This window comes from Alkalibacterium sp. 20, assembly GCF_001885615.1.
Classification (GTDB): Bacteria; Bacillota; Bacilli; order Lactobacillales; family Carnobacteriaceae_A; genus Alkalibacterium.
Map to the genome: position 1 here is coordinate 1 of NZ_LSRN01000039.1, position 24,348 is coordinate 24,348.

The 24,348-nt window shown below is 39.2% G+C and carries 26 protein-coding genes and 1 pseudogene; 20 read left to right on the forward strand and 7 right to left on the reverse strand.

Translation table 11 applies throughout. The annotated features are described in order from the left end of the window. Both AX762_RS13350 and AX762_RS07420 read right to left on the reverse strand, forming a co-directional pair. On the reverse strand, nucleotides 1-151 hold a 151-nt coding region (locus tag AX762_RS13350), incomplete at its 3' end, for a helix-turn-helix domain-containing protein (protein WP_143139322.1). A 252-nt stretch (nucleotides 152-403) separates the two neighbouring features. After that, complete coding sequence (locus AX762_RS07420; RefSeq protein WP_071848534.1) at nucleotides 404-2,035, reverse strand: ABC-F family ATP-binding cassette domain-containing protein; 1,632 nt, start codon at nucleotides 2,033-2,035, stop codon at nucleotides 404-406. A gap of 289 nt (nucleotides 2,036-2,324) precedes the next feature. Between AX762_RS07420 and AX762_RS13355 the strand changes: the two genes are divergently transcribed. The 4 genes and pseudogenes from AX762_RS13355 (at nucleotide 2,325) to AX762_RS07435 (ending at nucleotide 6,630) form a co-directional block, all read left to right on the forward strand. Then, nucleotides 2,325-2,489, forward strand: a complete 165-nt coding sequence (locus tag AX762_RS13355) for a hypothetical protein (RefSeq protein WP_371261644.1) — start codon at nucleotides 2,325-2,327, stop codon at nucleotides 2,487-2,489. Between the two features lie 39 nt (nucleotides 2,490-2,528). Then, nucleotides 2,529-4,150 (forward strand): annotated as a pseudogene (locus AX762_RS07425) (FAD-dependent oxidoreductase). 135 nt (nucleotides 4,151-4,285) lie between these two features. After that, the gene (arsB, locus tag AX762_RS07430; RefSeq protein ID WP_071848515.1) at nucleotides 4,286-5,350 is read left to right on the forward strand and encodes an ACR3 family arsenite efflux transporter; all 1,065 of its coding nucleotides are present in this window, start codon (nucleotides 4,286-4,288) and stop codon (nucleotides 5,348-5,350) included. A gap of 266 nt (nucleotides 5,351-5,616) precedes the next feature. Beyond that, nucleotides 5,617-6,630 (forward strand): sodium:calcium antiporter, encoded by a 1,014-nt coding sequence (locus AX762_RS07435; RefSeq protein ID WP_071848516.1) that lies wholly within the window; start codon nucleotides 5,617-5,619, stop codon nucleotides 6,628-6,630. A 96-nt stretch (nucleotides 6,631-6,726) separates the two neighbouring features. On the opposite strand, the gene AX762_RS07440 is transcribed toward AX762_RS07435, so the two are convergent. Then, a complete protein-coding gene (locus AX762_RS07440) occupies nucleotides 6,727-7,179 on the reverse strand; it encodes a GNAT family N-acetyltransferase (RefSeq protein ID WP_071848535.1) in 453 nt (150 codons plus the stop codon). A 300-nt stretch (nucleotides 7,180-7,479) separates the two neighbouring features. Between AX762_RS07440 and AX762_RS07445 the strand changes: the two genes are divergently transcribed. From AX762_RS07445 to AX762_RS12965, 6 genes are all read left to right on the forward strand, one after another. Beyond that, a complete protein-coding gene (locus AX762_RS07445; protein WP_071848517.1) occupies nucleotides 7,480-7,824 on the forward strand; it encodes a hypothetical protein in 345 nt (114 codons plus the stop codon). Between the two features lie 88 nt (nucleotides 7,825-7,912). Next, complete coding sequence (locus AX762_RS07450; protein WP_218162484.1) at nucleotides 7,913-9,055, forward strand: cation:proton antiporter; 1,143 nt, start codon at nucleotides 7,913-7,915, stop codon at nucleotides 9,053-9,055. Nucleotides 9,056-9,515: 460 nt separating this feature from the next. Further along, nucleotides 9,516-9,848, forward strand: coding sequence for a hypothetical protein (locus tag AX762_RS07455; protein WP_071848519.1), 333 nt, complete (start codon nucleotides 9,516-9,518; stop codon nucleotides 9,846-9,848). 36 nt (nucleotides 9,849-9,884) lie between these two features. Further along, entirely contained in the window at nucleotides 9,885-11,054 is a 1,170-nt protein-coding gene (locus tag AX762_RS07460) for a cation:proton antiporter (protein WP_071848520.1), read from the forward strand. A 280-nt stretch (nucleotides 11,055-11,334) separates the two neighbouring features. Then, entirely contained in the window at nucleotides 11,335-11,523 is a 189-nt protein-coding gene (locus tag AX762_RS12960) for a hypothetical protein (protein ID WP_071848521.1), read from the forward strand. A 33-nt stretch (nucleotides 11,524-11,556) separates the two neighbouring features. Continuing rightward, nucleotides 11,557-12,084 (forward strand): ABC transporter permease, encoded by a 528-nt coding sequence (locus AX762_RS12965; RefSeq protein ID WP_256244594.1) that lies wholly within the window; start codon nucleotides 11,557-11,559, stop codon nucleotides 12,082-12,084. 238 nt (nucleotides 12,085-12,322) lie between these two features. Here AX762_RS12965 and AX762_RS07475 read toward each other — a convergent pair whose 3' ends face one another. Then, entirely contained in the window at nucleotides 12,323-13,651 is a 1,329-nt protein-coding gene (locus AX762_RS07475; RefSeq protein ID WP_071848523.1) for a methyl-accepting chemotaxis protein, read from the reverse strand. 487 nt (nucleotides 13,652-14,138) lie between these two features. On the opposite strand from AX762_RS07475, the gene rsmG reads away from it, so the two are divergent. The 7 genes from rsmG (at nucleotide 14,139) to AX762_RS07510 (ending at nucleotide 20,134) form a co-directional block, all read left to right on the forward strand. Further along, nucleotides 14,139-14,858 carry a 16S rRNA (guanine(527)-N(7))-methyltransferase RsmG gene (gene rsmG, locus AX762_RS07480; RefSeq protein WP_071848524.1) on the forward strand — a complete coding sequence of 240 codons (720 nt, stop codon included), beginning with the start codon at nucleotides 14,139-14,141 and terminating at the stop codon, nucleotides 14,856-14,858. A gap of 31 nt (nucleotides 14,859-14,889) precedes the next feature. Continuing rightward, complete coding sequence (locus AX762_RS07485) at nucleotides 14,890-15,654, forward strand: ParA family protein (RefSeq protein ID WP_071848525.1); 765 nt, start codon at nucleotides 14,890-14,892, stop codon at nucleotides 15,652-15,654. Continuing rightward, complete coding sequence (locus tag AX762_RS07490) at nucleotides 15,647-16,525, forward strand: ParB/RepB/Spo0J family partition protein (protein WP_177244064.1); 879 nt, start codon at nucleotides 15,647-15,649, stop codon at nucleotides 16,523-16,525. Before AX762_RS07485 ends, AX762_RS07490 begins: the two co-directional genes overlap by 8 nt. A 21-nt stretch (nucleotides 16,526-16,546) precedes the next feature. Next, on the forward strand, nucleotides 16,547-16,732 hold the full coding sequence (locus tag AX762_RS07495) for a DUF951 domain-containing protein (RefSeq protein ID WP_071848527.1): 186 nt from the start codon (nucleotides 16,547-16,549) through the stop codon (nucleotides 16,730-16,732). Between the two features lie 33 nt (nucleotides 16,733-16,765). Beyond that, a complete protein-coding gene (ychF, locus tag AX762_RS07500) occupies nucleotides 16,766-17,866 on the forward strand; it encodes a redox-regulated ATPase YchF (RefSeq protein ID WP_071848528.1) in 1,101 nt (366 codons plus the stop codon). A 21-nt stretch (nucleotides 17,867-17,887) separates the two neighbouring features. Beyond that, nucleotides 17,888-18,592 (forward strand): DUF1129 domain-containing protein, encoded by a 705-nt coding sequence (locus AX762_RS07505; RefSeq protein ID WP_071848529.1) that lies wholly within the window; start codon nucleotides 17,888-17,890, stop codon nucleotides 18,590-18,592. Between the two features lie 162 nt (nucleotides 18,593-18,754). Further along, nucleotides 18,755-20,134 carry a Glu/Leu/Phe/Val dehydrogenase gene (locus AX762_RS07510; protein WP_071848530.1) on the forward strand — a complete coding sequence of 460 codons (1,380 nt, stop codon included), beginning with the start codon at nucleotides 18,755-18,757 and terminating at the stop codon, nucleotides 20,132-20,134. Between the two features lie 57 nt (nucleotides 20,135-20,191). Here AX762_RS07510 and AX762_RS07515 read toward each other — a convergent pair whose 3' ends face one another. After that, on the reverse strand, nucleotides 20,192-20,707 hold the full coding sequence (locus AX762_RS07515) for a methylated-DNA--[protein]-cysteine S-methyltransferase (RefSeq protein ID WP_071848531.1): 516 nt from the start codon (nucleotides 20,705-20,707) through the stop codon (nucleotides 20,192-20,194). A 70-nt stretch (nucleotides 20,708-20,777) separates the two neighbouring features. Beyond that, a complete protein-coding gene (locus AX762_RS07520) occupies nucleotides 20,778-21,419 on the reverse strand; it encodes a deoxynucleoside kinase (RefSeq protein WP_071848532.1) in 642 nt (213 codons plus the stop codon). Between the two features lie 148 nt (nucleotides 21,420-21,567). Here AX762_RS07520 and AX762_RS07525 point away from each other — a divergent pair, with 148 nt between their 5' ends. From AX762_RS07525 to AX762_RS13365, 3 genes are all read left to right on the forward strand, one after another. Next, nucleotides 21,568-22,230, forward strand: coding sequence for a class I SAM-dependent methyltransferase (locus AX762_RS07525; RefSeq protein WP_083432872.1), 663 nt, complete (start codon nucleotides 21,568-21,570; stop codon nucleotides 22,228-22,230). Nucleotides 22,231-22,451: 221 nt separating this feature from the next. After that, the gene (locus tag AX762_RS13360; protein WP_371261645.1) at nucleotides 22,452-23,168 is read left to right on the forward strand and encodes a transposase; all 717 of its coding nucleotides are present in this window, start codon (nucleotides 22,452-22,454) and stop codon (nucleotides 23,166-23,168) included. Nucleotides 23,169-23,271: 103 nt separating this feature from the next. Next, complete coding sequence (locus AX762_RS13365; RefSeq protein ID WP_371261647.1) at nucleotides 23,272-23,436, forward strand: IS3 family transposase; 165 nt, start codon at nucleotides 23,272-23,274, stop codon at nucleotides 23,434-23,436. 331 nt (nucleotides 23,437-23,767) lie between these two features. Here the strand turns inward: AX762_RS13365 and AX762_RS07535 are convergent, their stop codons facing one another. After that, entirely contained in the window at nucleotides 23,768-24,079 is a 312-nt protein-coding gene (locus AX762_RS07535) for a putative quinol monooxygenase (RefSeq protein ID WP_071848533.1), read from the reverse strand. Between the last annotated feature and the right edge of the window lie 269 nt (nucleotides 24,080-24,348).

A 24,348-nucleotide genomic window follows, 5' to 3' on the forward strand; every position in this document is an offset into this window, starting at 1 on the left:
TCTTTCCGTATTGCTCATATAGACGAACCCAAGTCTGGATAATGGATGACGAAGACATCCCGTGCTTTTTGGCTAAGCTTGTAAAAGTAGGATCGTCAGAGAGGTATTCATTAACCAGTTTAAGTTTGAATGAGTAAGTGTAATATTTCATCGATTTTCCCTCCAAATAGTAAGATTTTCACTCTAACTTTTGGGGTCCAGACCATATAAATAGACGAAGGTCATGCAATCGCTATTAAACGCCTTCTACGGATAAAGTCCTTTACGAAAGGCACGTATGAGTGCTCACCATCGAATTTTTGTAATGATAATGCAGTAGAAAGAAGCTAAAGCTTCTTTCATCATTAATAAAATAAAAAAGAACACTCACGACTAGAGTCGTGAGTGTTCATCTGTTAAGTTTTTATTTTTTGTATAAAGCATCGATTTGAGAGCGAACGGTTTCGTTTTCCAAGAATTCATCATAGGTTGTTTCCGAGCGGTCCACAAGACCATTTGGTGAAATTTCGATAATGCGGTTGGCAACTGTTTGAATGAATTGATGGTCATGTGAGCCAAATAATAGAGCTCCTTTAAAGTCAATGAGTCCGTTGTTTAAAGCTGTGATCGATTCTAAGTCCAAGTGGTTCGTTGGGTCATCCAAGACCAAAACGTTGGCTTTACTCAACATCAGTTTAGAAAGCATGCAACGCACTTTTTCTCCACCGGATAAAACAGATACTTCTTTCATGACTTCGTCGCCAGAAAAGAGCATGCGTCCTAAGAAGCTTCTCAAGAAGGTGTTGTCATTTTCTTCTTTGTTTACCACATATTGTCTTAACCAGTCTATGATGGTCAATGAGCTGTTCTCGAATTCACTGGACGAATCTTTAGGAAGATACGTATGTTTAGTTGTGACTCCCCAATTGAAAGTACCTTCGTCCGGTTCCATTTCACCTGTGATGATTTTGAATAAAGTACTGATCGCAACATCATTCATACTTGTGAAAGCAACTTTATCGTCTTTTGTTAGGGAGAAAGTAATATTTCCTAAAACTTTTTTGCCATCGATCGTTTTTGAAAGTTTTTCCACACGTAACAAATCATTACCAATTTCACGTTCGGGTTGGAAACCGACGAAAGGATAACGACGTGATGACGGTTTGATATCATCCAAGGTGATTTTATCAAGTGTTTTTTTACGCGATGTCGCTTGCTTAGATTTAGATGCGTTTGCGCTAAATCGAGCGATAAAGGCTTCGAGCTCTTTGATTTTTTCTTCTTTTTTAATGTTTTGATTGGATTGCAGTTTCGCAGCCAGTTGACTGGATTCCAACCAGAAGTCGTAGTTACCGACAAAAAGTCTGATTTTACCGAAGTCAACGTCAACCATATGTGTACAGACTTTGTTCAAAAAGTGTCTGTCATGAGAGACAACAATAACAGTATTGTCAAAGTTGATTAAAAATTCTTCGAGCCAGGCAATAGAATGCGTGTCCAGGCCGTTTGTCGGCTCATCTAGAAGCAGTACATCCGGTTTACCGAATAATGCTTGAGCTAGCAAGACTTTCACATGCTGGCCACCAGTCAGTTCGCTCATTTTTTTATAGTACAAGGAATCTGGAATTCCTAAGCCTTTGAGTAACGTCATTGCTTGCGGTTCAGCTTCCCAACCGTCTAACTCGGCAAATTCGCCTTCAAGTTCGGCCACTCGGAGGCCATCTTCATCTGAGAAGTCAGCTTTCATATAAATTTCATTTTTTTCCTGCATCACGTTGTATAAACGCTCGTGACCCATGATGACCGTATCAATAACGTTCTGATCTTCATAGTCATAGTGGTTTTGTTTCAAGACGGCCATACGCGAATCTTTTGGCAGTGAAACGTCACCTGAAGTCGGAGCAATTTCTCCGGATAGTATTTTTAAGAATGTAGATTTTCCTGCACCGTTAGCTCCGATAACACCGTAGCAATTGTCATTCGCAAATTTCAAAGTGACATCTTCAAATAGTTTTTTATCAGAAAAAAGCAAACTTACATCTGTTACTGTAATCATAATTAATAAACCCTCAATTCTTTCCATGTATTCCTGGTCTGTTTTTTCGCCATTATGTCTATTATACTTACTTTTAAAAATAATTCAGGCTTTATGAGAATTTGCTTAACACATTTTTAATGATTGTGACAGAATAATGAAGATTATGCCGAAGAGTAGTTAAATATGGGAAGGAAAGAAGGCTATTCTATCATACATATGAACGAGTACAGATTATGCGCCTGTTTTTGGCACATATAAAATTTTGGCGATAGATGACATAGAAGAAAGAATCGAAAAGTACCAACGCATGATCATACCCATATTATTCGTCGGATTAGAGTTTTTGATTTTCCACGAAAACGGAATGATTTCGTTCGTCATTTCTGCATTGAACAAAGGAAACATTTACATTTTCTTTACAATAATGTTGGATAAACAGGTAGTAATTTCGTTTGAAAATCGATACACTTGACTAAAGATAGACAGGAGTCTATATAAGGAGGATTCATTTATGAAAATTGTAATCATTGGCTCTGTAGCAGCGGGAACATCGGTTGCTGCCAAAGCAAGACGAAATGATGAAACAGCTGAAATCGTTGTATATGAAGAGGCAGAAGATATTTCTTATTCTGTCTATGGTATGCCTTATTTTTTAGGAGGAGAAGTAGAAAAATTAGATGCCCTCATTCCGAGAGATAGTGATTGGTTTAAAAAACGCTTTGAGATCGATATTCACATCAACCATCACGTTAAAACGATCCACCCTTTAGCCAAAGAAATTGAAGTGTACAACAAAGAGACTGGAAAAGATTTTAAAGAGACCTATGACAAGTTAGTGCTGGCGACCGGTTCTTATTCGCTTACCCCGCCACCGTTCAGCTTGGCTACTTATGAAAATGTGTTTCATGTCAAATCGATGGATAACACGAAAGCCATTGATAAATATATGAAAGGTCATGATGTCAAGCATGTCACGATTGTCGGATCTGGATTTATTGGACTTGAGATGGCAGAACAATTAACAAAAAAAGGTTTGCTTGTATCTATCGTTGAACTTGCGGGTCAGATCTTCCCTAAAATTGACGCAGATATAGCTTATCATTTGAAGAAAGAACTGAAAGATAACGGTGTCGACCTTTATATTGGCGACAAAGTAGAAACCATTGAAGGCAATGGCAAAGTGGTATCCCTTGGTACTCAAAAGGGTGCAATACTTGAAACCGATTTAGTGATCTTAGCCGTTGGAGTAAAACCCAACACCGTTTTAGCAGCAGATGCGGACATTATACTTGGTGAAACGGGTGCAATCAAAGTTGATAAACACATGAAGACATCAACTGAAGATGTTTACGCGGTCGGAGACGTGGCCGAGAGCTTCCACCGTGTCACTAACCGACCCATCTATCAGCCACTTGGTTCGACAGCGAATAAAATGGGACGCATTGCCGGCGATCATTTGACCGGTGGACCGCTTGGTACCGGCATTTTCCGTTTGTTTGATTTGACTGTCGCTTATACGGGACTTTCTGAAAAAGAAGCAGTACAAGCCGGTTTTGATCCGGTGGTCATTCACAATATCAAACCCGCTCATGCAAAATACGTTGGAGGGCAGGAAATAACCATCAAAGGCGTTGCCGATAGAGAGTCGGGCCGTTTCCTGGGCGCTCAAATCGTAGGTCCAGAGGGCGTGGACAAACGCATCGATGTGTTTGCGACCGCCATTACCTATGGTGCGACAGCAGAAGATCTGTTCCATCTTGACCTGGCTTATGCGCCGCCGTTCAGTACGACGAAAGATCCGGTCATGTATACGGGTATGGTGCTTGAGAATGCTCGGAAAAATTTACCCGTGATGACAGCTGAAGACCTGATTGCATATCAGGAGAAGGCTGTTCCTCTATAGATTGTAGATGTACGTTCGCCCAAGCAGTATGAAAAAAATCATGTCAAAGATGCCGTCAATGTTCCGATGCCGCTGATTTAGACCGCTCAGTTAAGACAGCCGTTTGCTGCAACAAAGGTGTAACCAGTAACACCGCGCAAAATTTACTCTTGAATAGTGGGTTTTTAGATGTAAGTGTATTATCGGGTGGCAACACGAATTATCAAAATTATATTGATAGTAAAAAATAAGTAATGACTAGAGATAAGATGAAAAAGAGTTTAACTGCTCTTTTTCATCTGTTTTATATTTGACAAGACAAAGATTGTCAAGTAACGTATACATCGAAGGTTGTCTATGTATGTTATATTTATGGAGGTAAAAAGATGAATGAAACAAGAAAAACAAGAGGTGCTATAAGTGTTTTCGAAAGGTACTTAACGGTATGGGTACTTTTATGTATGGGAATTGGCGTGATGATCGGACAGTTTTTACCGATCATACCAGAGACCTTAAGTCGCTACGAATACTATCAAGTTTCTGTTCCGACGGCTATATTGATTTGGATCATGATTTTCCCTATGATGTTGAAAGTTGATTTTACAAGCGTTGTAGGTGTAACAAAAAAACCGGTAGGCCTGTTCTTAACTACGTTTGTTAACTGGGCTATCAAGCCATTTACCATGTTTGCCATTGCTTCTTTATTCTTTTTATATATATTTGATGGCCTGATCGCCAACGAACTCGCACGTGAATACGTTGCTGGAGCCGTGATTTTAGGGGCAGCACCGTGTACCGCAATGGTGTTTGTATGGAGTAAACTGACAAATGGGGATCCTGCCTATACGCTGGTCCAAGTATCGGTGAATGATCTTCTTGTCATCGTCTTGTTTGCACCTATTGTTGCATTGTTGCTTGGTGTAGGAAATGTGATCGTACCTTGGAACACACTGATCCTTTCAACGGTATTGTTTATTGTTGTGCCGCTTTTGATGGCGATCATTACACGGAGAGTGATAGTAAATAAAAAAGGGCAGCACTATTTTGAACATAATTTCATCAGTAAATTCGATCGTGTAACCATTACAGGATTGATGTTGACGCTTATTATTATCTTCTCATTTCAGGGAGAACGAATTGTTCAGAATCCGTTGCACATCCTGCTTATAGCCATTCCGTTAACGATTCAAACGTTCTTGATTTTTGCAATCACTTATTCGGGAGCCTATGCATGCAAATTGCCATTTAATATTGCAGCCCCTTCCGCAATGATCGGCGCAAGTAATTTCTTCGAATTAGCGGTCGCCGTGTCCATCTCATTGTTTGGACTGAACTCAGGAGCGACGTTAGCTACAGTTGTCGGGGTATTGGTAGAAGTACCTGTCATGCTGCTACTTGTGAGAATAGCGAACGGGACCAAAGGTAAGTTCGACCGGTTTGCGAATAACTAAACATTACTCTTAATAGTAAGGAAAGAAAGAAACTGACCTGGTCGGATCAGTTTCCATAACCTTTGAATGTTGATATGACCTTTTCTATTTTTGCACAATTAGACAGACAAAAAAATGTTCGTCAGCAGCCACATATTTTTAACACCTCTTAAAAGCAAAGATTGTAAGCTAAACACCTTGTTTTCTAAAGAAAGCCCACATATTATCCGTGTTTTTGCTATACTATGAGTAAAATATTTAATAAAATATCCATTAGGAGTTAGTCAATGAATACATATATTGAAACGTTACCTACACTCGTTATCATTGTCTTATTTATCATAGCTTTGGTCATCCTATCACAAGCTGCCGATAAATTAATCGAAGAAGCCGTTTCGATTTCTCTCGTTCTCGGTTTATCTAAAATGGTAGTGGGAGCCACTATTTTATCAGTGGGAACGACCTTGCCGGAAGTCGCGTCTTCAGTGGCTGCGACGTTGAACGGAAATGCGCAACTTGGTTTGGGGAATGCCATCGGATCGGTCATAACCAATACGTCACTTGTTTTAGGCATCGGTGCGGTGGGAGGGTTGCTTCCGATTCGAAAAGAAACGAAAAAAACATTTATGATCCTAACATTTACCGCTTTACTTTTTATCGGAACAAGCATTGGCTTTGGTGATTTTCCGAGGGAAGGTCTTCTCCCGAGAAGCTTTGGCCTGCTGTTTTTACTTGCGGTACCTTTTTATATTTGGTATACGGTAAAGAAAAAGCCGGAAGCCATATTGGGAGATATTGAAGAGGTCGAAAAAGAAACGGGGAAAAATGAAGAGGGAAAATCATCGGGCATCAAAAAAAGCGTGGGCCTCTTATTACTGAGTTCTCTAGGCGTGACACTCGGAGCCACGTTGCTGGTGTCAACCGCAGAAATAACTGCTGCTCGTATGGGCATACCGGATAGCGTGATAGCTTCGACGATTATCGCCTTTGGAACCAGCGTGCCGGAAGTTTCCACAACGCTGGTTGCGACCAGATATGGACACGGTGAACTGGCTATTGGAAATGTGTTAGGCGCTAATATGATGAATTTTATCTTGGTCATGGGTGCAACCATTACGCTGCTGCCAACAGGGCAAGTTGTGCCTGAAATTTACTATCTGCTCCAGTTTCCGTTTTTACTGCTCTTATTCGGACTGCTTAGCTACCCGATGTTCTCCAAAAAATTAAATGCCGTTAACCGGAAACATGGATTTGTTCTATTAGGCATATATGCTGTCTATTTACTCACTAATTTTATTTAAATGAACTAAAAAAGTATAGCATTAACCTAAAACGACCCTGGAGAGATATCAAATCTCTCCAGGGTCGTTTTTAATTTTTACATAATATTATAGGAATTACGGCTGTAGAACGATCTCTTTATGCATTAATTTCATATCGTAGTGACCAATACCGTAATCGTAGTAAAGATCAGACGTTGTTTCAAAACCAAATTTTTCATAAAAATCTTTAAGATAAGCTTCGGCTTGAATAGACACATCACTGTTCGGATGATGACATTTTGCGTAATCAAGGGCGACCTTGATTAATTCCTTACCGTGTCCTTCATTTCTATATTCTTCAGGGACTAAAACGCGTCCGATTTTCATTTTATGATCTTCTTTGTAAATACGTGCGTAAGCTTTGATCGAATTCTTTTGTCTTTTTACAACATGAATGGCTCTTAAGTCGATATCATCCACTTCTTGATAGGCACAGCCTTGTTCAACGACAAAAATCTTCGTACGTTCTTTTATTATTTGATGAAAATCTTGTGCATCTAATTCTTGAAAGTGTTTAAACTGCCACATAACCAAGTGTCAATCTCCTTTTTAAGTCATTTTAAAGTCTATCAATTTGCTTGATATGCGACCCACATCCACAGTATACATAAAAAAAAAAATATAACAACCATGAAAATATAAGTATTAGTGTTGAATTGAAAATGAGAGCTGAAAAAGCGCAATAGAGCTTTTTTTGACATAAATACGACTTTTAGTTTAAATTACTTGCATTATTTTCAACAATATGCTTTGAAAGCCCTTAACTCGCTTGTAAATTCAGAAGTTAGGCGTATGCTTATATATAGACGAAAGAAAGGGAGTGTAAAAATGAAAAATAAAGTATTGTTTGTTATCGTGTTAAATCAAACTGAGTTGCTGGATGATTTATTGTTGAAGTTTAATGATGAAGTTGGACAAGCTGCCACCGTGATAGATTCTGAAGGAATGGCACAGCATTTATCTCATTTAGATGAAACGAAAATATTCTCAACAATCAGACCATTGATCTTATCTGACCATACAGAAAATAAAACTATTTACAGTGTTATTCCTGAAGAAGACCTTGAATTGGCACGTCAAACAGTCAGAAATGTACTGAAAGATATTGGTGAACCCGATACTGGGATCATGTTCGCGGTACCCGTATTATTTCAAGAAGGTATCAGAGAGTAACGCAAGAATTTATTAGTGTTCAAAAAAAGAAAAGAAGGTCGTAAAGTTGGAATTATCAATTATATTGTATATTGCTATTGTTCTCTTAGTGGGGTTATTTTTTGGGCAATTAGCAACATTTATTAAATTACCTAGTGTTACTGGTTATCTATTAGGTGGGTTGTTGGTGGGCCCGTCACTATTGAATGCTCTCACGCCAGCCGTGCTCGAGAATTTCGAAATCGTTCCTCAAATAGCGTTGGCATTTATTGCATTCACTATCGGGTCATCTTTCAAACGGAGTTATTTTAAACGGGTAGGACTTACGCCGGTCATTATCGCAATTTTCGAAGCCTCTTTTGCCGTGATAATTGTGACGAGTGGTCTCTTATTATTCGGAGTTGAACTGCCGTTTGCGATCATGCTGGGAGCAATTGCCGCAGCGACTGCTCCGGCAGCTACCATAATGGTGATAAAAGAATATAAAGCAAAAGGTCCTGTGACCGAAACTTTATTAAGCGTCGTTGCTTTAGATGATGCCATTGCGTTAATACTCTTTGGTTTTGCATCGACAATTGCAAAGTCACTATTAGAGGTTGATGGAGATTTCTCCTTGTTTTTATCTATTTTAAATCCATTTTTAGACATCTTTTATGCTCTAGTAGTGGGAACGATTTTAGGGTTGATTATGAAGTGGCCACTGAAGCTCTTTAGAACAAGCAGTAATCGCTTGATTATTTTAATCACTTTTGTATTCTTAGGAAGTGGCTTGTCGGCTCTCTTTGGAATTTCTGAGTTATTAACTATAATGATCATGGGAGCCGTGTTAACAAACATATCTTCAGCCGCATCTTCTATGATTGAATTATCTGATCGTGTAACCGCACCAATATATGTGATGTTTTTTGTAGTATCTGGTGCAGAATTGAATTTAGCTGTTATTCCTTCAGTAGGGTTTATTGGAATAGCCTACATTTTATTAAGAGTAGTGGGGAAAATTTCCGGTACTTACGTTGGTGCAAAAATCACTCACGCGCCTGAAACCGTCGGTCGTTATCTGGGAGCGACGCTTATACCGCAAGCAGGTGTTGCCATTGGGTTGACAGCTATAGCGGAATCCGTTGTACCCATGTATGCGGTTCAAATTAAAGTCGTGGTGTTGTCTGCCACCCTTATTTATGAGCTGGTTGGACCTCTCATTACCAAAATAGCATTAACTAAAGCTGGAGAAATATCCCCAGAGAATGAATGATCGTCTATTATATTTATATAGCACCCTACATTTTACTGATAGTCAGGTATAAAAGGGTGTTAGATTAACTAATGTTGAAAGATATTAATAAATATCATTTTTCATTTTAGATTAAACATAATTTTTAAATAAAATAAAAGATGATATTTCTTCGTTTTGCAGCTCACAAAGAGAGCTGTGAAACGTTTTTTTTTTACCCGCAGCTTACCGCATAAGTGGCGGAGCGGATGGGAATATATCTCCAAAACAGGCCTCAAGGTTTTCGCGATTTGAGAATCATTTTACATTAACGCTTCACCAAGTTGTGCCATTAAGTTTCTAACACACTGCTATTCTCATAAAATACTTGATATAACACACACTCTTGTTCATAATTAAATACAAGTATACAAAAAACGTTTAAGTAGCATCGTAATGATAAATATTTAATAATAATTTCATAAGAAGGAAGGAATATGATATGGAACTTGTAGTTATCGTCTTGAACAAGATCGATTTGTTGGATGAGATTTTAACATTATTTATGCGTTATGAGATTAAAGGAGCAACAGTCCTCGATAGTAGCGGGATGGGGCATCTTATTTCCAACCAGTTTCCGATGTTTTCGATGTTTGCGGAACTTGGAAAAGAACGTGAATCAAATAGCAAGACAGTCTTCACAGTTGTAAAAGATGAGGCGGAACGTGACGAAGTACTTTCGATAGCTGAAAGCGTCTGTGGTGATCTAACTAAACCCGACAATGCTATCTTTTTCAGTGTGCCAGTGAACTTTACAAAAGGGATCGAATTTTAAATAGTAAAAATATAAAAGAAGAAGGGTTTTATAAACATGACGTATTCACTTTACATTGCTGTTATCTTGGTCGCTGGAATGGGAGGGGGCAAACTGGCAAAGAAACTGCAGTTACCCACGGTCACCGGCTATATATTGATGGGTTTGTTTCTGGGACCAAGCGTGCTTAACTTCATCACATCAGATATTTATTACGGGTTGGGATTTGTCAATGAACTCGCGTTAGGGATGCTGGCTTTGTCGGTAGGAACTGAACTTCATTACCGCGTATTTAAAGCGTTTGGTAGAAACTTGATGATCTTGTCGCTGGGAAACACACTCTTGACGGGTGTGACTGTGGTCCTGGTTACGTGGTTTGTCGGCATGCCCCTTCAATATGCGCTGATACTGGGTCCGCTTGCGATGTCTGTATCTCCTGCTGGCGTGGTAGAGATAGTTAAAGAAAAAAAAGCAGAAGGTGAAATGACACAAAATCTCTTGGGTCTAGTGGCTTTTGACAATCTTATTACCATCTTAACTTTCGGTGTGATGGTCTCCTTTGTACAGTCGTTGGGGAATGACGCCGGGACATCCGGATTATTGCTTGTTGCAACAGTGATAATAGATATATTATTTGCATTTTTAGTAGGGATAATCAGCGGCCTGTTTGTGTCATACTTCATTAGAAGTGAGAAGACGGGCAATGAGAAGCTAATGACGTTGCTGATTGCTGCACTTTTATTTAATTCGGGTGTGGCGCATTATTTTGGACTGTCCCCAATCTTAACCAATATGATTGCGGGTGTCGCCATCAGTAACTTAACATCCAGAAAAATATTGATTGCGTCACTATTGAATCGAATCGAACTGCCCATATTTATTCTCTTCCTGACTTTATCCGGTGCCCATATAGACATTTCGATTATCGGTCAAGTGGGGCTGATCGGTCTCAGCTATATCATAGCGCGTTCGATCGGAAAATATATGGGGATCGCCATTTTTTCTCAGTTCACGTCGATCAGTAGAAAGGTGCGCTTCAATTTAGGGTTTGGTCTGCTGCCGCAAGCTGGGATAGCTATCGGGTTGGCTACTATTGCCGAGCGGAGTTTGCCTGATGTTTCTGGCGCAATTACCGGGGTCGTGCTGACAGGGGTCATATTCTTTGAAATTCTCGGTCCGTTACTGTTAGGTAAAGCGCTGGACAGAGTAGGCGAATCAAAAGTTTAAACGTAAATACAAATGAATAATGACCAGTCAAGCACACGACCCTTAAGGTCCCTAAAAGGACATTAAGGGTCGTGTGCTTTTTTTAGGAAATCGATTAGCTGCTCCAAAAAAAGCCAAGGAGAAGGGACTATGATATATAGGATAAAGGAAATAGCTGTTATAATATAATCAAATAATAGGTTTACTTGATTGTTTAACTGATAAAGCACATTTATTGTGAAAAATGATAGATTGAGTTCCTGAACAACTGACAGAAAGAATCGACTTATCCGGAGCTGAAGTGACTCTGTATACTGAGGAAGTAAGTGCGCTGGTAGATGTCGAAGCACAAGAATTAGACGGCTATATTAGTGTGGATGCGAATCGCCCCAGCCTTAAGCTGGAGGGAAGCGATCTGACAATCAATTCTGCTGTGTTAAGGTGGATGCAGGAAACTTTTTCACCGCTCTCGGCAGAACAAGAGAACTAATTTGAAACTAATTTCATCCACGGAGACCCAGACATACGCCACTTTGACTACTTTGGGCCTGTGTTATTGGGTTTCTTTGTTTTCTTTTTCGTGTTTCTTATTTCAGGGGTCTCTTTTCTAAGGGAACGGACGAGAGGAACCCTGGAACGACTGCTGTCCAGTCCTTTACGGAAATGGGAAATCGTCATCGGTTATGTGATTGGTTTCGGTTTGTTTACAGTCATTCAATCAACCATTATATCTGCCTATTCGATCTATGTCTTAGGGATGATGATGCAGGGTAATTTTTTCTACGTGCTGCTGATTAAACTCTGCCTGTCTTTCACCGCCCTAACGTTGGGGATGTTGCTATCATCTTTTGCTCAGAACGAACTGCAGATGATTCAGTTCATTCCAGTTGTCGTGGTCCCGCAGCTGTTCTTTTCCGGTCTTTTCAACCTGGAGGCCATTTCCGGATGGGTCAGTTGGATAGGCCCGTTGACCCCCTGTATTATGCTGCAGAAGCGCTGCGTGATTTCATGGTCAGAGGATTCGGGTTTAGACACATCTATTTACAGTTGATGGTACTGTTGGGATTTTCAGTCGTGTTTGTTGTAATGAACATAGTTGTTTTGAGTAAGCACAGGAAGGTTTAATAGTTTGAATCATCCGTTTATTTTTCCTGAATTTTTTTCTTGCTGGACAACAGATTATCTAACAGTAAATTAAGTTGAGATAACGGCCACTACCCCCACAGTGATAGTTGATTATCACTGTGGGGGTAGTATTGATAAATATAGAAATAAAAATCACCAGTGGCTTATATATGAAATACGGATATAGTTGCGTTTAATTTATCTGCAGAATCAGAAATATCATTTCCAACCTGTCCAAGTGTTTCTATAGCATGATTCTGTTCTTCTACTATTGCTATGGTTTCCTCAGTAGAAGCAGAATTCTCTTCCGCAATTGCTGATAAATTTTGGATGGTTTCCACAATTTCATTTTTCATCTGCTGCATCTCTTCTCCGGAGTTATTCAACTGAATGAATACTTTTTCGGATTTTTTAACTGCATTCAAGATGTCGGCAAATTTCGATTGGCTGTTAGTTACTCCATCGGATTGCTCCATTGAAGTATTGATGACTTTATCCATAGTCAGTACCATCGTCTTTGAATTATCCTGTAAGTTATTGACCATGTCATTGATTTCTTTGGTTGAAGTGTTTGATTTCTCGGCAAGTTTTCTGATCTCTTCAGCGACAACAGCAAATCCTTTGCCCGTTTCACCTGCTCTGGCAGCTTCTATTGCAGCATTTAATGCGAGGAGATTCGTCTGTTCTGCTATATCAGATATGACATAGCTTGCATTTTCAATCTGTTCAGCACTTTTATTCGTTTCGTTTATAACAGCTTTTACCTCATTGATAGCTAAATTCGTTGATTCGTTTATTTTATTGAGTTTTTCCATTTCCAGCAATCCTGATTCGACTATCCCCATTACTATTTGAAAATCCTGATTTAATTGTCCCATATACTGATTATCTTTTTCGATTATTTCTCCCAATTTTGATACTTTTAACGCCCCTTGTTCAGTACTGACAGCTTGATCAGAAGCACCACCTGCGATTTCTTCAATTGTTTTAGTAATCTCCCGAGAACTTATCTGGATCATTTCTAAACTTTCTGCCAAATGGACAGAGATCTCAGTGGTTTGATTTGAACTGACTTGTACTTCTTTAATCAATTTATTTAATTTTGTTACGGTTGTGTTTGTGGCTAAGGATAGTTTTGAAAATTCTCCTTTTCCTTTTACTTCTTCAATGTTTCTGATGTTCCCTTCGCTAATATCACGTAGTCTTTCTATGTGTAGTTTTAAGGGTCGGATAATCATTCGATTCATGAAGAAAAAAAGAATAAGGTTGATAATAAGGATATTGATTGCTGTATTTATGTAGGCTCCAATATTTCCTTCAATCAAATCAGACTCCGCAACGATTGTATTAATTCTCTGAGCAATGGGTGCGCTTACCATAAAAGCAAATGAAATAATTAAAATAAGTTTTAGAGAAATACTATTTAACATGTTAAAGTTCAATGTTTCACCTGTGCTAATGAGTTTATTCTTTTTTGATAGTGTACTTTCCATATTTACCTACTCCTTTGGGTTTGTGTTATTTCGATAGCGTGAAAATTATCTTTGAATCTGTCAAAACCAGTAAATTCTATTTCATATAGCTAAAGAGGGGTTGTTTGTTGCAGTGTTGAATTATGTTATAAAAAATATATGATTCAATAGTACGAAAGGGTTATATCATTAATATCGGCATTTTTGTGAATAAAGTAATAAGTATTTGAAAATAAAAAAATTACAATAAAAACTGTAGGGGAATCAAACTATATCGGCATTTTTTTATATAGTAAGACTTTATGATTTCCGAAGAAAAAATGAAATGAGATATAACAGTAAAAAGCTAACAATAAAACATCCGGCGATCAGTGTCAGGTGTTTTTTATGTAACGAGAAAATCGCTACTAACCATTGTATTTACTAGCTGTTTAGTATAAAGTGAAGAGAGTGTTTTTGTGAAACAATCAAGTGTTTCACGACTGAAGAGAGAAAGGATTTTTGACGAATGACTCCAGAAGAATTCCAGTCCGAACTTAAAAAAAGAGACATTCCGATCACAGAAGCCAAGATGCGTCAGTTTGAACGTTATTTGGAACTGCTGCAGGAATGGAATGAAAAAATGAACTTAACTGCGATTACGCAACGTGAAGAAGCTTATTTGAAACATTTTTATGATTCATTAACTGCGGGGTTGTATGTCGATTTTAGTCAAGGGGTCCACAGTTTATGCGATGTAGGCTCAGGTGCTGGGTTTCCTAGTATCCCCCTTAAAATCATTTATCCTGAATTACAGATTACGATCGTCGATTCACTTAACAAACGCATCACGTTTCTCGAGAAAATAGTTGAAGAATTGGGTCTAAGCGACGTCTCATTGTATCACGACCGTGCAGAAACGTTTGGTCAAAATAAACGGTTCAGAGCCTCTTTCGATTTCGTTACGGCTAGAGCAGTGGCACGCATGAGTGTGTTAGCTGAATTGTGTCTGCCGTTACTAAAAAAAGAGGGCACATTTATTGCAATGAAAGCCGCGCATGCGCCTGAAGAATTGGATGAAGCCGTATCTGCGATTGGATTACTGGGCGGCAAAGTGAGAGAAACCCATTCGTTTGAGTTACCTGAAGATGCAGGTGAACGCACGATCATCCTTATAGATAAGAAAACAGAAACACCGAATAAATATCCTAGAAGACCAGGGACTCCCAATAAGAGTCCATTAACATAAACGAATAGAGCAGAAAGTTTGGAGGAAGAACATGGGACAGATTATAGCTGTTGCAAACCAAAAAGGTGGCGTAGGTAAAACAACGACTACCGTCAATCTTGGTGCTTCTTTAGCTTATAACGGGAAAAAAGTATTGTTGATTGATATGGACGCCCAAGGTAATGCAACCAGTGGGTTAGGCATAAGAAAAGGCGAAGTAGATAGAGATATCTATGATGTCTTGATTAATGAGGAACCGCTTAAAGATGTAGTGTTATCATCGAGTCGAGAAAATTTGAGCATCGTCCCCGCTACGATACAACTGGCTGGGGCAGAAGTAGAATTGACCAGTTTGATGGCGAGAGAAACACGGCTGAAAAGAGCTGTAGAGACAGTGAAAGATGATTATGATTATATTTTGATCGATTGTCCACCCTCTCTCGGTCATTTAACGATCAATGCATTCACCGCAAGCGATTCAGTCTTGATCCCCGTGCAGTGTGAGTATTATGCCTTAGAAGGGCTGAGCCAGCTGCTTAATACGGTCCGGCTGGTACAGAAACATTTCAACAAAGAGTTGAAAGTGGAAGGCGTGCTCTTAACGATGCTGGATGCTCGTACGAATCTTGGGTTTGAAGTTGTGAATGAAGTGAAGAAATATTTCCGGGAAAAAGTCTACGCAACAATTATTCCGCGTAATGTACGATTGTCGGAAGCACCTAGTTATGGTTTGTCAATTATTGACTATGATATTAGATCCAAAGGTGCAGAAGTCTATCAAGAATTAGCGAAGGAAGTGATGGATAGTGGTGAATAAGAAAAAAGGACTAGGCCGTGGCATTGATGCCTTATTTGATGTGCCTAATTTTGATGAAGAAGTCGACCGCAATGATGAACGCGTACAACTCATTGATTTAACTGAAATCCGTCCCAATCCATACCAGCCCAGACGTCATTTTGATGAAGATGCACTGAATGAACTGGCTGCTTCTATCACTATTTCTGGGGTGCTCCAACCGATAATTTTGCGTCAGTCATCTGTTAAAGGGTATGAAATCATAGCTGGAGAGAGACGATTCAGAGCGTCCAAAATTGCCGGCAAGGATAAAATCCCAGCCATCATCAGAGAACTGAATGAAGAAGTTATGATGCAGGTGGCTATTTTAGAAAACCTGCAGCGTGAAGACTTGACGTCTCTTGAAGAAGCGGAAGCGTATAATATGATGATGGATAAATTAGCGATGACACAGGAAATGGTAGCCGAAAAACTGGGTAAGAGTCGCTCCTACATTGCCAATCATTTACGTTTACTTTCACTACCAGAAGAAGTGAAGCAGCTGGTCCAGGAAGGAAAACTTTCAAATGGACAAGCACGAACGCTGCTTGGTCTGAAAGACAAATCCAAGATCAAGAAACTGGCCAAACGCGTAGTGAAAGAAAAACTGACAGTGAGACAGCTGGAACACCTGGTTTCAGAAGCGAATCAACACCCTAAAGACAAAGCTGAAAAGCCACAGGTGGCAGAGAAATCTGTGTATATTCGCAAATCGGAAGAGTTATTGACCGATAAGTTTGGAACGAGTGTGGCGATTCGTGAAAAAGGAGAGCAAGGGAAGATAGAAATCGAATACGTGTCTCCCGATGACCTGAATCGCATTTTGGAAGAATTGAATATTGATTTAAATTAAGAACCAAGGAGGATAAATGAGATGGAAAAATCCTATGATTTACACGATGTCGTCGAAATGAAGAAGTCGCATCCTTGTGGAACGAACCGCTGGGAGATTATTCGCATGGGAGCTGACATTCGTATCAAATGTACGGGATGTGACCATCTAGTCATGATGCCTCGTCGAGAATTTGACCGAAAAATGAAGAAAGTCTTGAAAGACTAACTATTTTAAAGAAAGTGAAAGGTGAACACATACATGCCTTTAACAGCAGGAATTGTTGGGTTACCCAACGTAGGAAAATCAACACTATTTAATGCCATCACGAAAGCGGGAGTAGAGGCAGCAAACTATCCTTTTGCAACGATCGATCCCAACGTCGGAATCGTAGAAGTTCCGGATAAACGTTTAGACCGCTTAGCCGAACTCGCGAACCCGAAAAAAGTCGTACCGACAACCTTTGAATTCACAGATATTGCCGGCATCGTCAAAGGAGCAAGTAAAGGTGAAGGGTTAGGAAACAAATTTTTAGCGAATATACGTGAAGTGGATGCGATTTGTCATGTCGTGCGCTGTTTTGAAGATGATAACATTACGCACGTGACCGGTAAAGTCAATCCGGCAGATGATATAGAAATCATCAACTTGGAACTGGCTTTAGCTGATTTGGAATCCGTAGATAAACGCTATGAAAAAGTGAGAAAACAGGCAAGATCAAAAGACAAAGATGCGGTAGAGCTGTTTGCCATTTTAGAAAAAATCAAACCGGTACTTGAAGAGGGGAAACCCGTACGTGTTCTTTCATTTACAGATGACGAATTACCTGTACTGCGTTCGCTCTTCTTGCTGACAAGCAAACCCGTCCTTTATGTGGCCAACATTGCGGAAGAAGAAATCGCTGATCCTGAAAGCAACAAGCATTTGCAAATCGTTCGCGACATTGCAGCGGAAGAAGGGTCTGAAGTGGTCGCTATTTCAGCAGCTATCGAAGAAGAAATTGCTGAACTGGATGATGAAGAAAAAGAAATGTTCTTAGATGACTTGGGTGTAACTGAACCGGGTTTAAACAAACTGATTCATAAATCTTATGACTTGTTAGGTTTAGCCACTTTCTTTACTGCCGGACCCACTGAAGTACGAGCATGGACCTTTAAAAAAGGAATGAAAGCTCCGCAGACAGCTGGTGTCATTCATAGTGATTTCGAGCGTGGATTTATTCGTGCCGAAACCATTTCTTTTGAAGACTATGACCGTCTCGGAAGTGAAAAAGCTGCTCGTGAAGCTGGGAAGTTAAGATCGGAAGGAAAAGACTATGTCGTGCAGGATGGCGATGTTATTCTATTCCGTTTCAATGTTTAGAAAAAGGGGAGTATATTAAGCATGTCTAAAAATAAAAAAAGCATTGAACAAGATAATCAAATCGATTATGTTGAAAAAGAAAAAGAAAATGCAACTTTGTTTGATCAGTTAACGAATAAGAATCAGGAATACATGATCAAATTGAATCGCAGACTTGATGATTCCAGCGTGTCTACTGAACGTAAAACTTTAATCTTAAACGACATGCTGAAAAACATTGTTGCTGAACAAGCGAACCATATGACTGCAAGATCCATTTATGGGACAGTCACAGATCAGGCCCGTTTTCTCATTGAAGGAAAACAAGGTATTGTAGAGAAGCCTGTAGAACGTTCAGAATCATGGAAAATTTATTTGGATGGTGCCCTGCTATTGGGTGGGATGTTCGCCGTTATAACCGGTATCTCGTACTTTACAGGGAATGAAGATGCCGGATTAGGGTTCATCACTCTGCTGCTCAACTTTATTTTAGGTGGTTTTGCCGTGATGGTGATCACCAAATATGCACCGAAACCTGGTGTTAAAGGTGGCTTCTTGAAATATATCGTAGCGACAACCACAACGATGCTTATATGGATAATGCTGATGGCTTTCGGCACGGCGCTTATTCCGGCAGTTATCAATCCGGTCATTCCGGGTCCATATACTATGGCAGTAGGGTTACTCGCTTTCTTAGCAAAATGGTATTTGAAGAAAAGACTAGATATCAAAGGAACATTGATTTAAAAAATAAGAAACATCTTTTGTCTACGGATAAGAGATGTTTTTTATGCTTTTTTATTTAGAAATTAAATAAATCCGTTAAAGATTCGCAATTAAGGCTTCGATTATGATACAATCATAAGTGGAAAATAAGAAAATTCTCATTTTATAGATGGAGGAATTCAGATGACAGAAAATACAACAACACAACTGATTCAAGAGGTTGTCGATTACTTAATCGAAACAGACACTCAAGAGTTATCAGGCTGGGGAGAAAACCGTAGTGACTGGTTAAATCAAGGTGGGGAACTGCTTAAAGGAATTGATAAACTCATCTCTGGCGATTTACGAATCAAAAAAGATGATGGCAGTATTGGCACCTATCAGGCCTATCGCGTGCAGCACAATAATGCATGTGGCTATTATAAAGGCGGGATCCGTTTCAGCACAGGAGTTAATCAGTCAGAAGTGAAAACCTTGGCCATGTTGATGACGCTGAAGAATGCCTTACATGAGCTGCCATACGGTGGAGGCAAAGGTGGCGTTCATATCGACGTCAGAAAACATTCAGAACGTGAATTGAAAGAAGTCAGTCAGGCCTTCGTAAGATTACTTAAAAATGATATCGGGCCGTACCGAGATATTCCTGCCCCAGATGTAGGTTCCGGAACGCAACTGATGGACTGGATGACAGAAGAATATAAACAGTTACATCCAAATCAACCGTTCATCAACACCTTCACCGGTAAGAGTATTGAAAATGGTGGCACAAAAGGGAGAGCGGAATCTACAGGAATTGGCACATTTTTAAGTTACTATTATTTAGTGGATGCCGTAATGAATGGATCACTCAAAATGAATGGCCAACATTCGGACAAAAAAGAGATGATTCAAGCAATCGGTAAAAAAGAAAATGTCACGGTCGCTGTCCAAGGTTTCGGCAATCTAAGTCGTGCTGCAGCCATCGAAGCGAAAAATTCAGAGAGAAAACATACCGTTATTGCAGTATCTGACAGCCGTTCAACGGTCTACAGCGCAAAGGGATTAGACGTTGAGAAACTGGCTCCGTTTAAAGAAGAAAATGACCGCTTACCAAACGACAAGGAGCTCAAAGACATGGGCATGGAAGCAGAAGTCCTGGATCCAAATGCCGTTCTGACGTTAGATTGTGATGTGTTGATTTTAGGAGCGATCGAAGACCAGATCACCAAAGAAAACCAGGCAGACATTAAAGCAGCTATCCTTGTAGAAGGGGCTAATGGTCCACTTACACAGACAGCGGATGAGTATTTGACTGCTCAAGGTAAAATCGTGATCCCTGATATTTTAGCGAATGCAGGCGGAGTGACGGTATCTTACCTGGAATGGGTCCAAGGGTTTACCAATGAAGTGAGGAGCAAGGAAGATATATTGGAAAATATGAGTAAGCGTATGAAAGAAGTAAGCATGCGTGTGTATAAGGCTTATTTCTCTTGTGAACATGACGAGTCATTACGTTTCTTATGTTACAAATTAGCTGTAGTACGTGTGATTCAATTAATGAAAACTTCGGGTAAGATCATTTAAAAGAGGTGGATCGAATATGAGCCTCAAGAAGACGGGTCCATATTCTGATTTTTCGACCTATTTTGCGCCTTGTTCTAGAGAGAGTAATTTCTCTTTCATCGCGAGCCCGCCTCTGAAAGCTCTTGGTTTAGAAGACTTAGGCACGACACGATGACAGGGATTCACGATGAGTAGCGGATTGGCGGCTAAGGCAGTACCTATCGCGCGCGCAGCTTTAGGCGAATAACCGATCAAAGAGGCTAATTCGCTATAGGTCAATGTTTCACCGTATGGAATGGCATTTAAGCTGTTCCATACTTTTTTTTGAAAAGGTGTGCCTGTTAAGTGTGTATCAAAAACGAGGGACTGCTTTTCTTTGTTTAAATAAGCGATAATTTCGGCACGGTATGGGTCGAGTGCACGGTCATCTTCAGCTAATTCAGCCTCTGGAAAATGAGTGAGGATCCAGTCTTTCATTTCTTTTTTGGAAGCAGGACTAGACCCGACAAAACAAAGACCTTGATTGGAACTGACAATGTAAAAGGACCAGTCATCGTGCGTAAGCAGAGAATAATAGAGTATTTGCATCATCATTTGAAGACCTCCATAAAAAAATAGTTAGCAAAAAAGCTTCTCGGTTAACCGAGAAGCTTTTTATCGTTGTTTATAAGTCCCGCTGTTTTTTCAGCGCCTGTTTCACTTTGTGCATGACGAGTGCTTGATCTCCCTGACGTTCCAAGTTGATTTCGTCGATGTTAATAATCAGTGTCGGGCTCTTATCGTAGGAAGCAAACCACTCATCGTAACGACCATGTAGACGTTTATAATAAGTTAAAAGCTCTGAATTATCTTCGATCTGCTCATATGGTCTGCCCCGTTTTTCGATACGTTCCAAGTGAGTCTCAAAAGAACCTCTCAGGTAAATCAGTAGATCTGGACCTTTTTTCGGCATACCCGTTATTTCTTCCATCATATTATCTAAAAGGTCAGTGTACAGAACCATTTCAGCTTCGCTCATATTTCCCTGTTCATAATTGATACGTGTAAACAAGGCATCTTCATAGATCGAACGGTCTAAAACGTTATGTCTATGCACCAAAGCCTCTTTTATGCTTCTGAAGCGTGTGTTTAAAAAGAAGATCTGTAAAGAAAATGCCCATCGTTTCGGGTCATCGTAAAATTTTTCTAATATTGAATTATCATCGACATGCTCATAAAAAGCCTTACTTCTTAATTCCTTTGAGATCAAAGTGGTATACGTACTCTTACCGGCTCCGATCATTCCTGCTAATACAATCACAGACATTGTGTCTCCTTCCGAATCATCAAAATTTCCATCACTAATATCATACCATATTTAAAAAGAGTTGACACTTGGATAATAAGCAATTTAAGAAACTCTCACGGAAATATGATAGTATTAATAGGTGAAAAGAGTAGAGAGGAATGTTAACATGCAATGCAAAATATGTCAGCACGAAACAAGAGAACTCGTTCATCCAAGTAACGGTCAGGTATTTCATGAGTGCTTGAATTGTCAGTTCATATTTAAGGATCCGGCGTTTTATTTATCTTCAGAAACAGAATTTGAACAGTATGAACATCACGAAAACTCGATTGAAGATGCGCGTTATGTAGCCTTCTTTGAAAAGTATTTACAAGCTGCGGTCCTTCCGTTTGTCAGTGAAGGAAAAAAGGCCTTTGACTTTGGGAGTGGTCCCAGTCCGGTTTTAGCCCAGATCCTGGAACGTGATTACAACTATCGAGTCACGATTTATGACTTGTTCTATGCCCCTGAAAAAACCTACGAAAATCAGACCTATGACTTGATCACGACCACCGAAGTTGTGGAACATATACCCGATCCGATCGAAACGTTCAAAGAATTGAAAACGTTGATGACAGAAGATACGATTTTAGCTGTGATGACTCTCTTTCATCCGAAAGACGATAACAAGTTATGGGGCTGGCATTATATTCGTGATTTTACGCATATTTCCTTTTTCACTGCTGAAGCTATGCAGATCCTTGCAGATAAAATCGGTCTGGAAGTCATTTACTGTGATGATTATCGTTATACTACGTTTAAACTGAAGCAGTCTGGTTCCATGATTTGAGTCATATGTTTGTGGCAGAATATTAGTACACAAGAGGCGGTGCGGACATAATCTTGGATAACAATAACACAGGAGAATGTCCATGTACTCTTATGAGGAAAGAATGAAAGCTGTTGAACTTTATATCAAATACGAACACTCCTTAGCGTCAACCATTCAAAAGTTAGGATATCCCTCCTCAAAAGCTTTATACAAATGGTTCAAAGAATAAGAAAAGGTTGGTGATTTGCACAAAACGTCTAAAAGAGGCCGTGATCCATCTTGTGAGCCACAAAACTTCTGTCCAAAATATCGCTAAGCGCTCTCAGGTTACTCGAAAGACGCTCTATGATTGGAAACAGGAGCTCGTCGGAGAGGAACTCCCATCGAATATGTCGAAAATACCCAATAGTCCGAACTTAGAAGATTTGAAAGATGAAGTTATAGTATTAAAACGACAAGTTTATCAACTAAGAATGGAAAAAGATTTTCTTGAAAGATCCACTGATCTAATAAAAAAACACGAAGGCATCAATCCTTTAAATTTATCGAACAAGGAGAAAACGATAGTGATTGATACCTTACTTCAATACTATCCATTAATAAAGTTTCTCATAGAATTAAAGTTACCTAAAAGCAGTTATCATTATCATAGAATCCTATTGCGTCTACCAGAAAAATATGCAGAATTAAAAAATCGAAAGATTATAGTTTCTGAAAAAGTAATCAGACGTCTGGTGGAAAAAGAGAAACTTATTGTTAAATCTGTATCTAAAAAGAAACACAATTCTTACGCAGGAGAAATAACGCCCGCTACTCCCAATATTATTCAGAGAAACTTTAAGGCCAAAGTACCCAACGAAAAGTGGCTGATAGACATAACAAAGTTCAGTGTATACTCTGGAAAAGTTTATTTATCACCCATTATCGATTGTTTCGATGGAGCTGCAGTCAGTTAGTCAATTAGCACTAGCCCTAATGCCGAGTTAGTCAATAGTATGCTTGATTAAGCACTGGATTCACTCTCTTTGGAATCGAAACCGATTGTTCATTCCGAACGCGGTGCTCACTATAGATGGCCGGGATGGTTGGGAAGGAATAACTATAGACAAGTTTATTCAACTTTTAGATCAGTATATTCATTGGTACAATACTAAACAAATCAAGATTTCTTTGGGTGGGATTAGTCCCGTTCAATATAGAAAGAACTTAGGGTTAATCGCCTAAAGAAAGTCCAAGAAAACATCCGCATCCCCAGTTCTAAACTTTTATATTGCGAAATACAATTACACTATTAATATTTAGATTGGACATAAAATCTCCTTCTTTCTTCTTGAGTGTGGGATAACTTGCACCTTTTTTATTACTTTAATTGTAAAGCGCTTCCGTTGTTTGAGCAAAAGTAAACCTTTCTCTTTTTAGAGTGATTCTGATTAAAGGCGATACATGAAATGATATAGAATCATGTATCAAAGACTCTCTGCTACCTAAGATCTGTGCGTCAATTAGTTATTTAAAAAAGAACGAATGAAATAGCCATTCGTTCTTTTTTAAATAACTAATTAGGAAAACCTTTTCCTCCTTTTGGTTCTAGAACAGAAATTTCTTCCATACCTGTAATAATCGGTTTTGCACGCTCAATCAATCGTTTTGTTGCTTCAAGTGATAACGAGTCTTCGTGTGCCTTTTTATTACTCCAGACTTCATAAACAAATATAGAATTCGGTTCATTACTAGATACACTTACAAGATATAACTCGCATTCACTTAAATTTTGCATAGATTCCGCTGCTTCCAATAAAATATCAACTAATGTGTCACGGTTGCCGTCGTCTACGGTAAACTTGCCATATAATCCAAATCCATTCATGTTAATTCCCTCCTTTTTTTATTATACTAACTTTAAAGCGTTCTCTTCTTTTAGTCAAAAAATATCCTTTCTTTTTTCAGTAGGGTTTTTAAACGAATATAATACATGACATAGAATCGTCTAGCCTGAAACTTCTTAATTCAAGGTTCTTTTTCTTTCAATTATTCACGATTCAAAATCATTTGCAAACCTAGAGAATGCTGTGAATGCTACTTTCTGTTTTAGGTACAGCTTAACCAGACATATATATATGAAATAATACCTACTTG

Bases quoted from the DNA above. Each gene is read 5' to 3' on its own strand.
- AX762_RS07445 (WP_071848517.1), top strand. From the start codon at position 7,480: ATGAAAAATAAAGTATTGTTTGTTATCGTGTTAAATCAAACTGAGTTG.
- AX762_RS07535 (WP_071848533.1), bottom strand. From the start codon at position 24,079: ATGAATGGATTTGGATTATATGGCAAGTTTACCGTAGACGACGGCAAC.
- AX762_RS07510 (WP_071848530.1), top strand. From the start codon at position 18,755: ATGACAGAAAATACAACAACACAACTGATTCAAGAGGTTGTCGATTAC.
- arsB (WP_071848515.1), top strand. From the start codon at position 4,286: ATGAATGAAACAAGAAAAACAAGAGGTGCTATAAGTGTTTTCGAAAGG.
- AX762_RS07505 (WP_071848529.1), top strand. From the start codon at position 17,888: ATGTCTAAAAATAAAAAAAGCATTGAACAAGATAATCAAATCGATTAT.
- AX762_RS07455 (WP_071848519.1), top strand. From the start codon at position 9,516: ATGGAACTTGTAGTTATCGTCTTGAACAAGATCGATTTGTTGGATGAG.
- AX762_RS07515 (WP_071848531.1), bottom strand. From the start codon at position 20,707: ATGATGATGCAAATACTCTATTATTCTCTGCTTACGCACGATGACTGG.
- AX762_RS07520 (WP_071848532.1), bottom strand. From the start codon at position 21,419: ATGTCTGTGATTGTATTAGCAGGAATGATCGGAGCCGGTAAGAGTACG.
- AX762_RS13355 (WP_371261644.1), top strand. From the start codon at position 2,325: ATGATCATACCCATATTATTCGTCGGATTAGAGTTTTTGATTTTCCAC.
- ychF (WP_071848528.1), top strand. From the start codon at position 16,766: ATGCCTTTAACAGCAGGAATTGTTGGGTTACCCAACGTAGGAAAATCA.
- AX762_RS07475 (WP_071848523.1), bottom strand. From the start codon at position 13,651: ATGGAAAGTACACTATCAAAAAAGAATAAACTCATTAGCACAGGTGAA.
- AX762_RS07495 (WP_071848527.1), top strand. From the start codon at position 16,547: ATGGAAAAATCCTATGATTTACACGATGTCGTCGAAATGAAGAAGTCG.
- AX762_RS07420 (WP_071848534.1), bottom strand. From the start codon at position 2,035: ATGATTACAGTAACAGATGTAAGTTTGCTTTTTTCTGATAAAAAACTA.
- AX762_RS07435 (WP_071848516.1), top strand. From the start codon at position 5,617: ATGAATACATATATTGAAACGTTACCTACACTCGTTATCATTGTCTTA.
- AX762_RS07525 (WP_083432872.1), top strand. From the start codon at position 21,568: ATGCAATGCAAAATATGTCAGCACGAAACAAGAGAACTCGTTCATCCA.
- rsmG (WP_071848524.1), top strand. From the start codon at position 14,139: ATGACTCCAGAAGAATTCCAGTCCGAACTTAAAAAAAGAGACATTCCG.
- AX762_RS07440 (WP_071848535.1), bottom strand. From the start codon at position 7,179: ATGTGGCAGTTTAAACACTTTCAAGAATTAGATGCACAAGATTTTCAT.
- AX762_RS07460 (WP_071848520.1), top strand. From the start codon at position 9,885: ATGACGTATTCACTTTACATTGCTGTTATCTTGGTCGCTGGAATGGGA.
- AX762_RS07485 (WP_071848525.1), top strand. From the start codon at position 14,890: ATGGGACAGATTATAGCTGTTGCAAACCAAAAAGGTGGCGTAGGTAAA.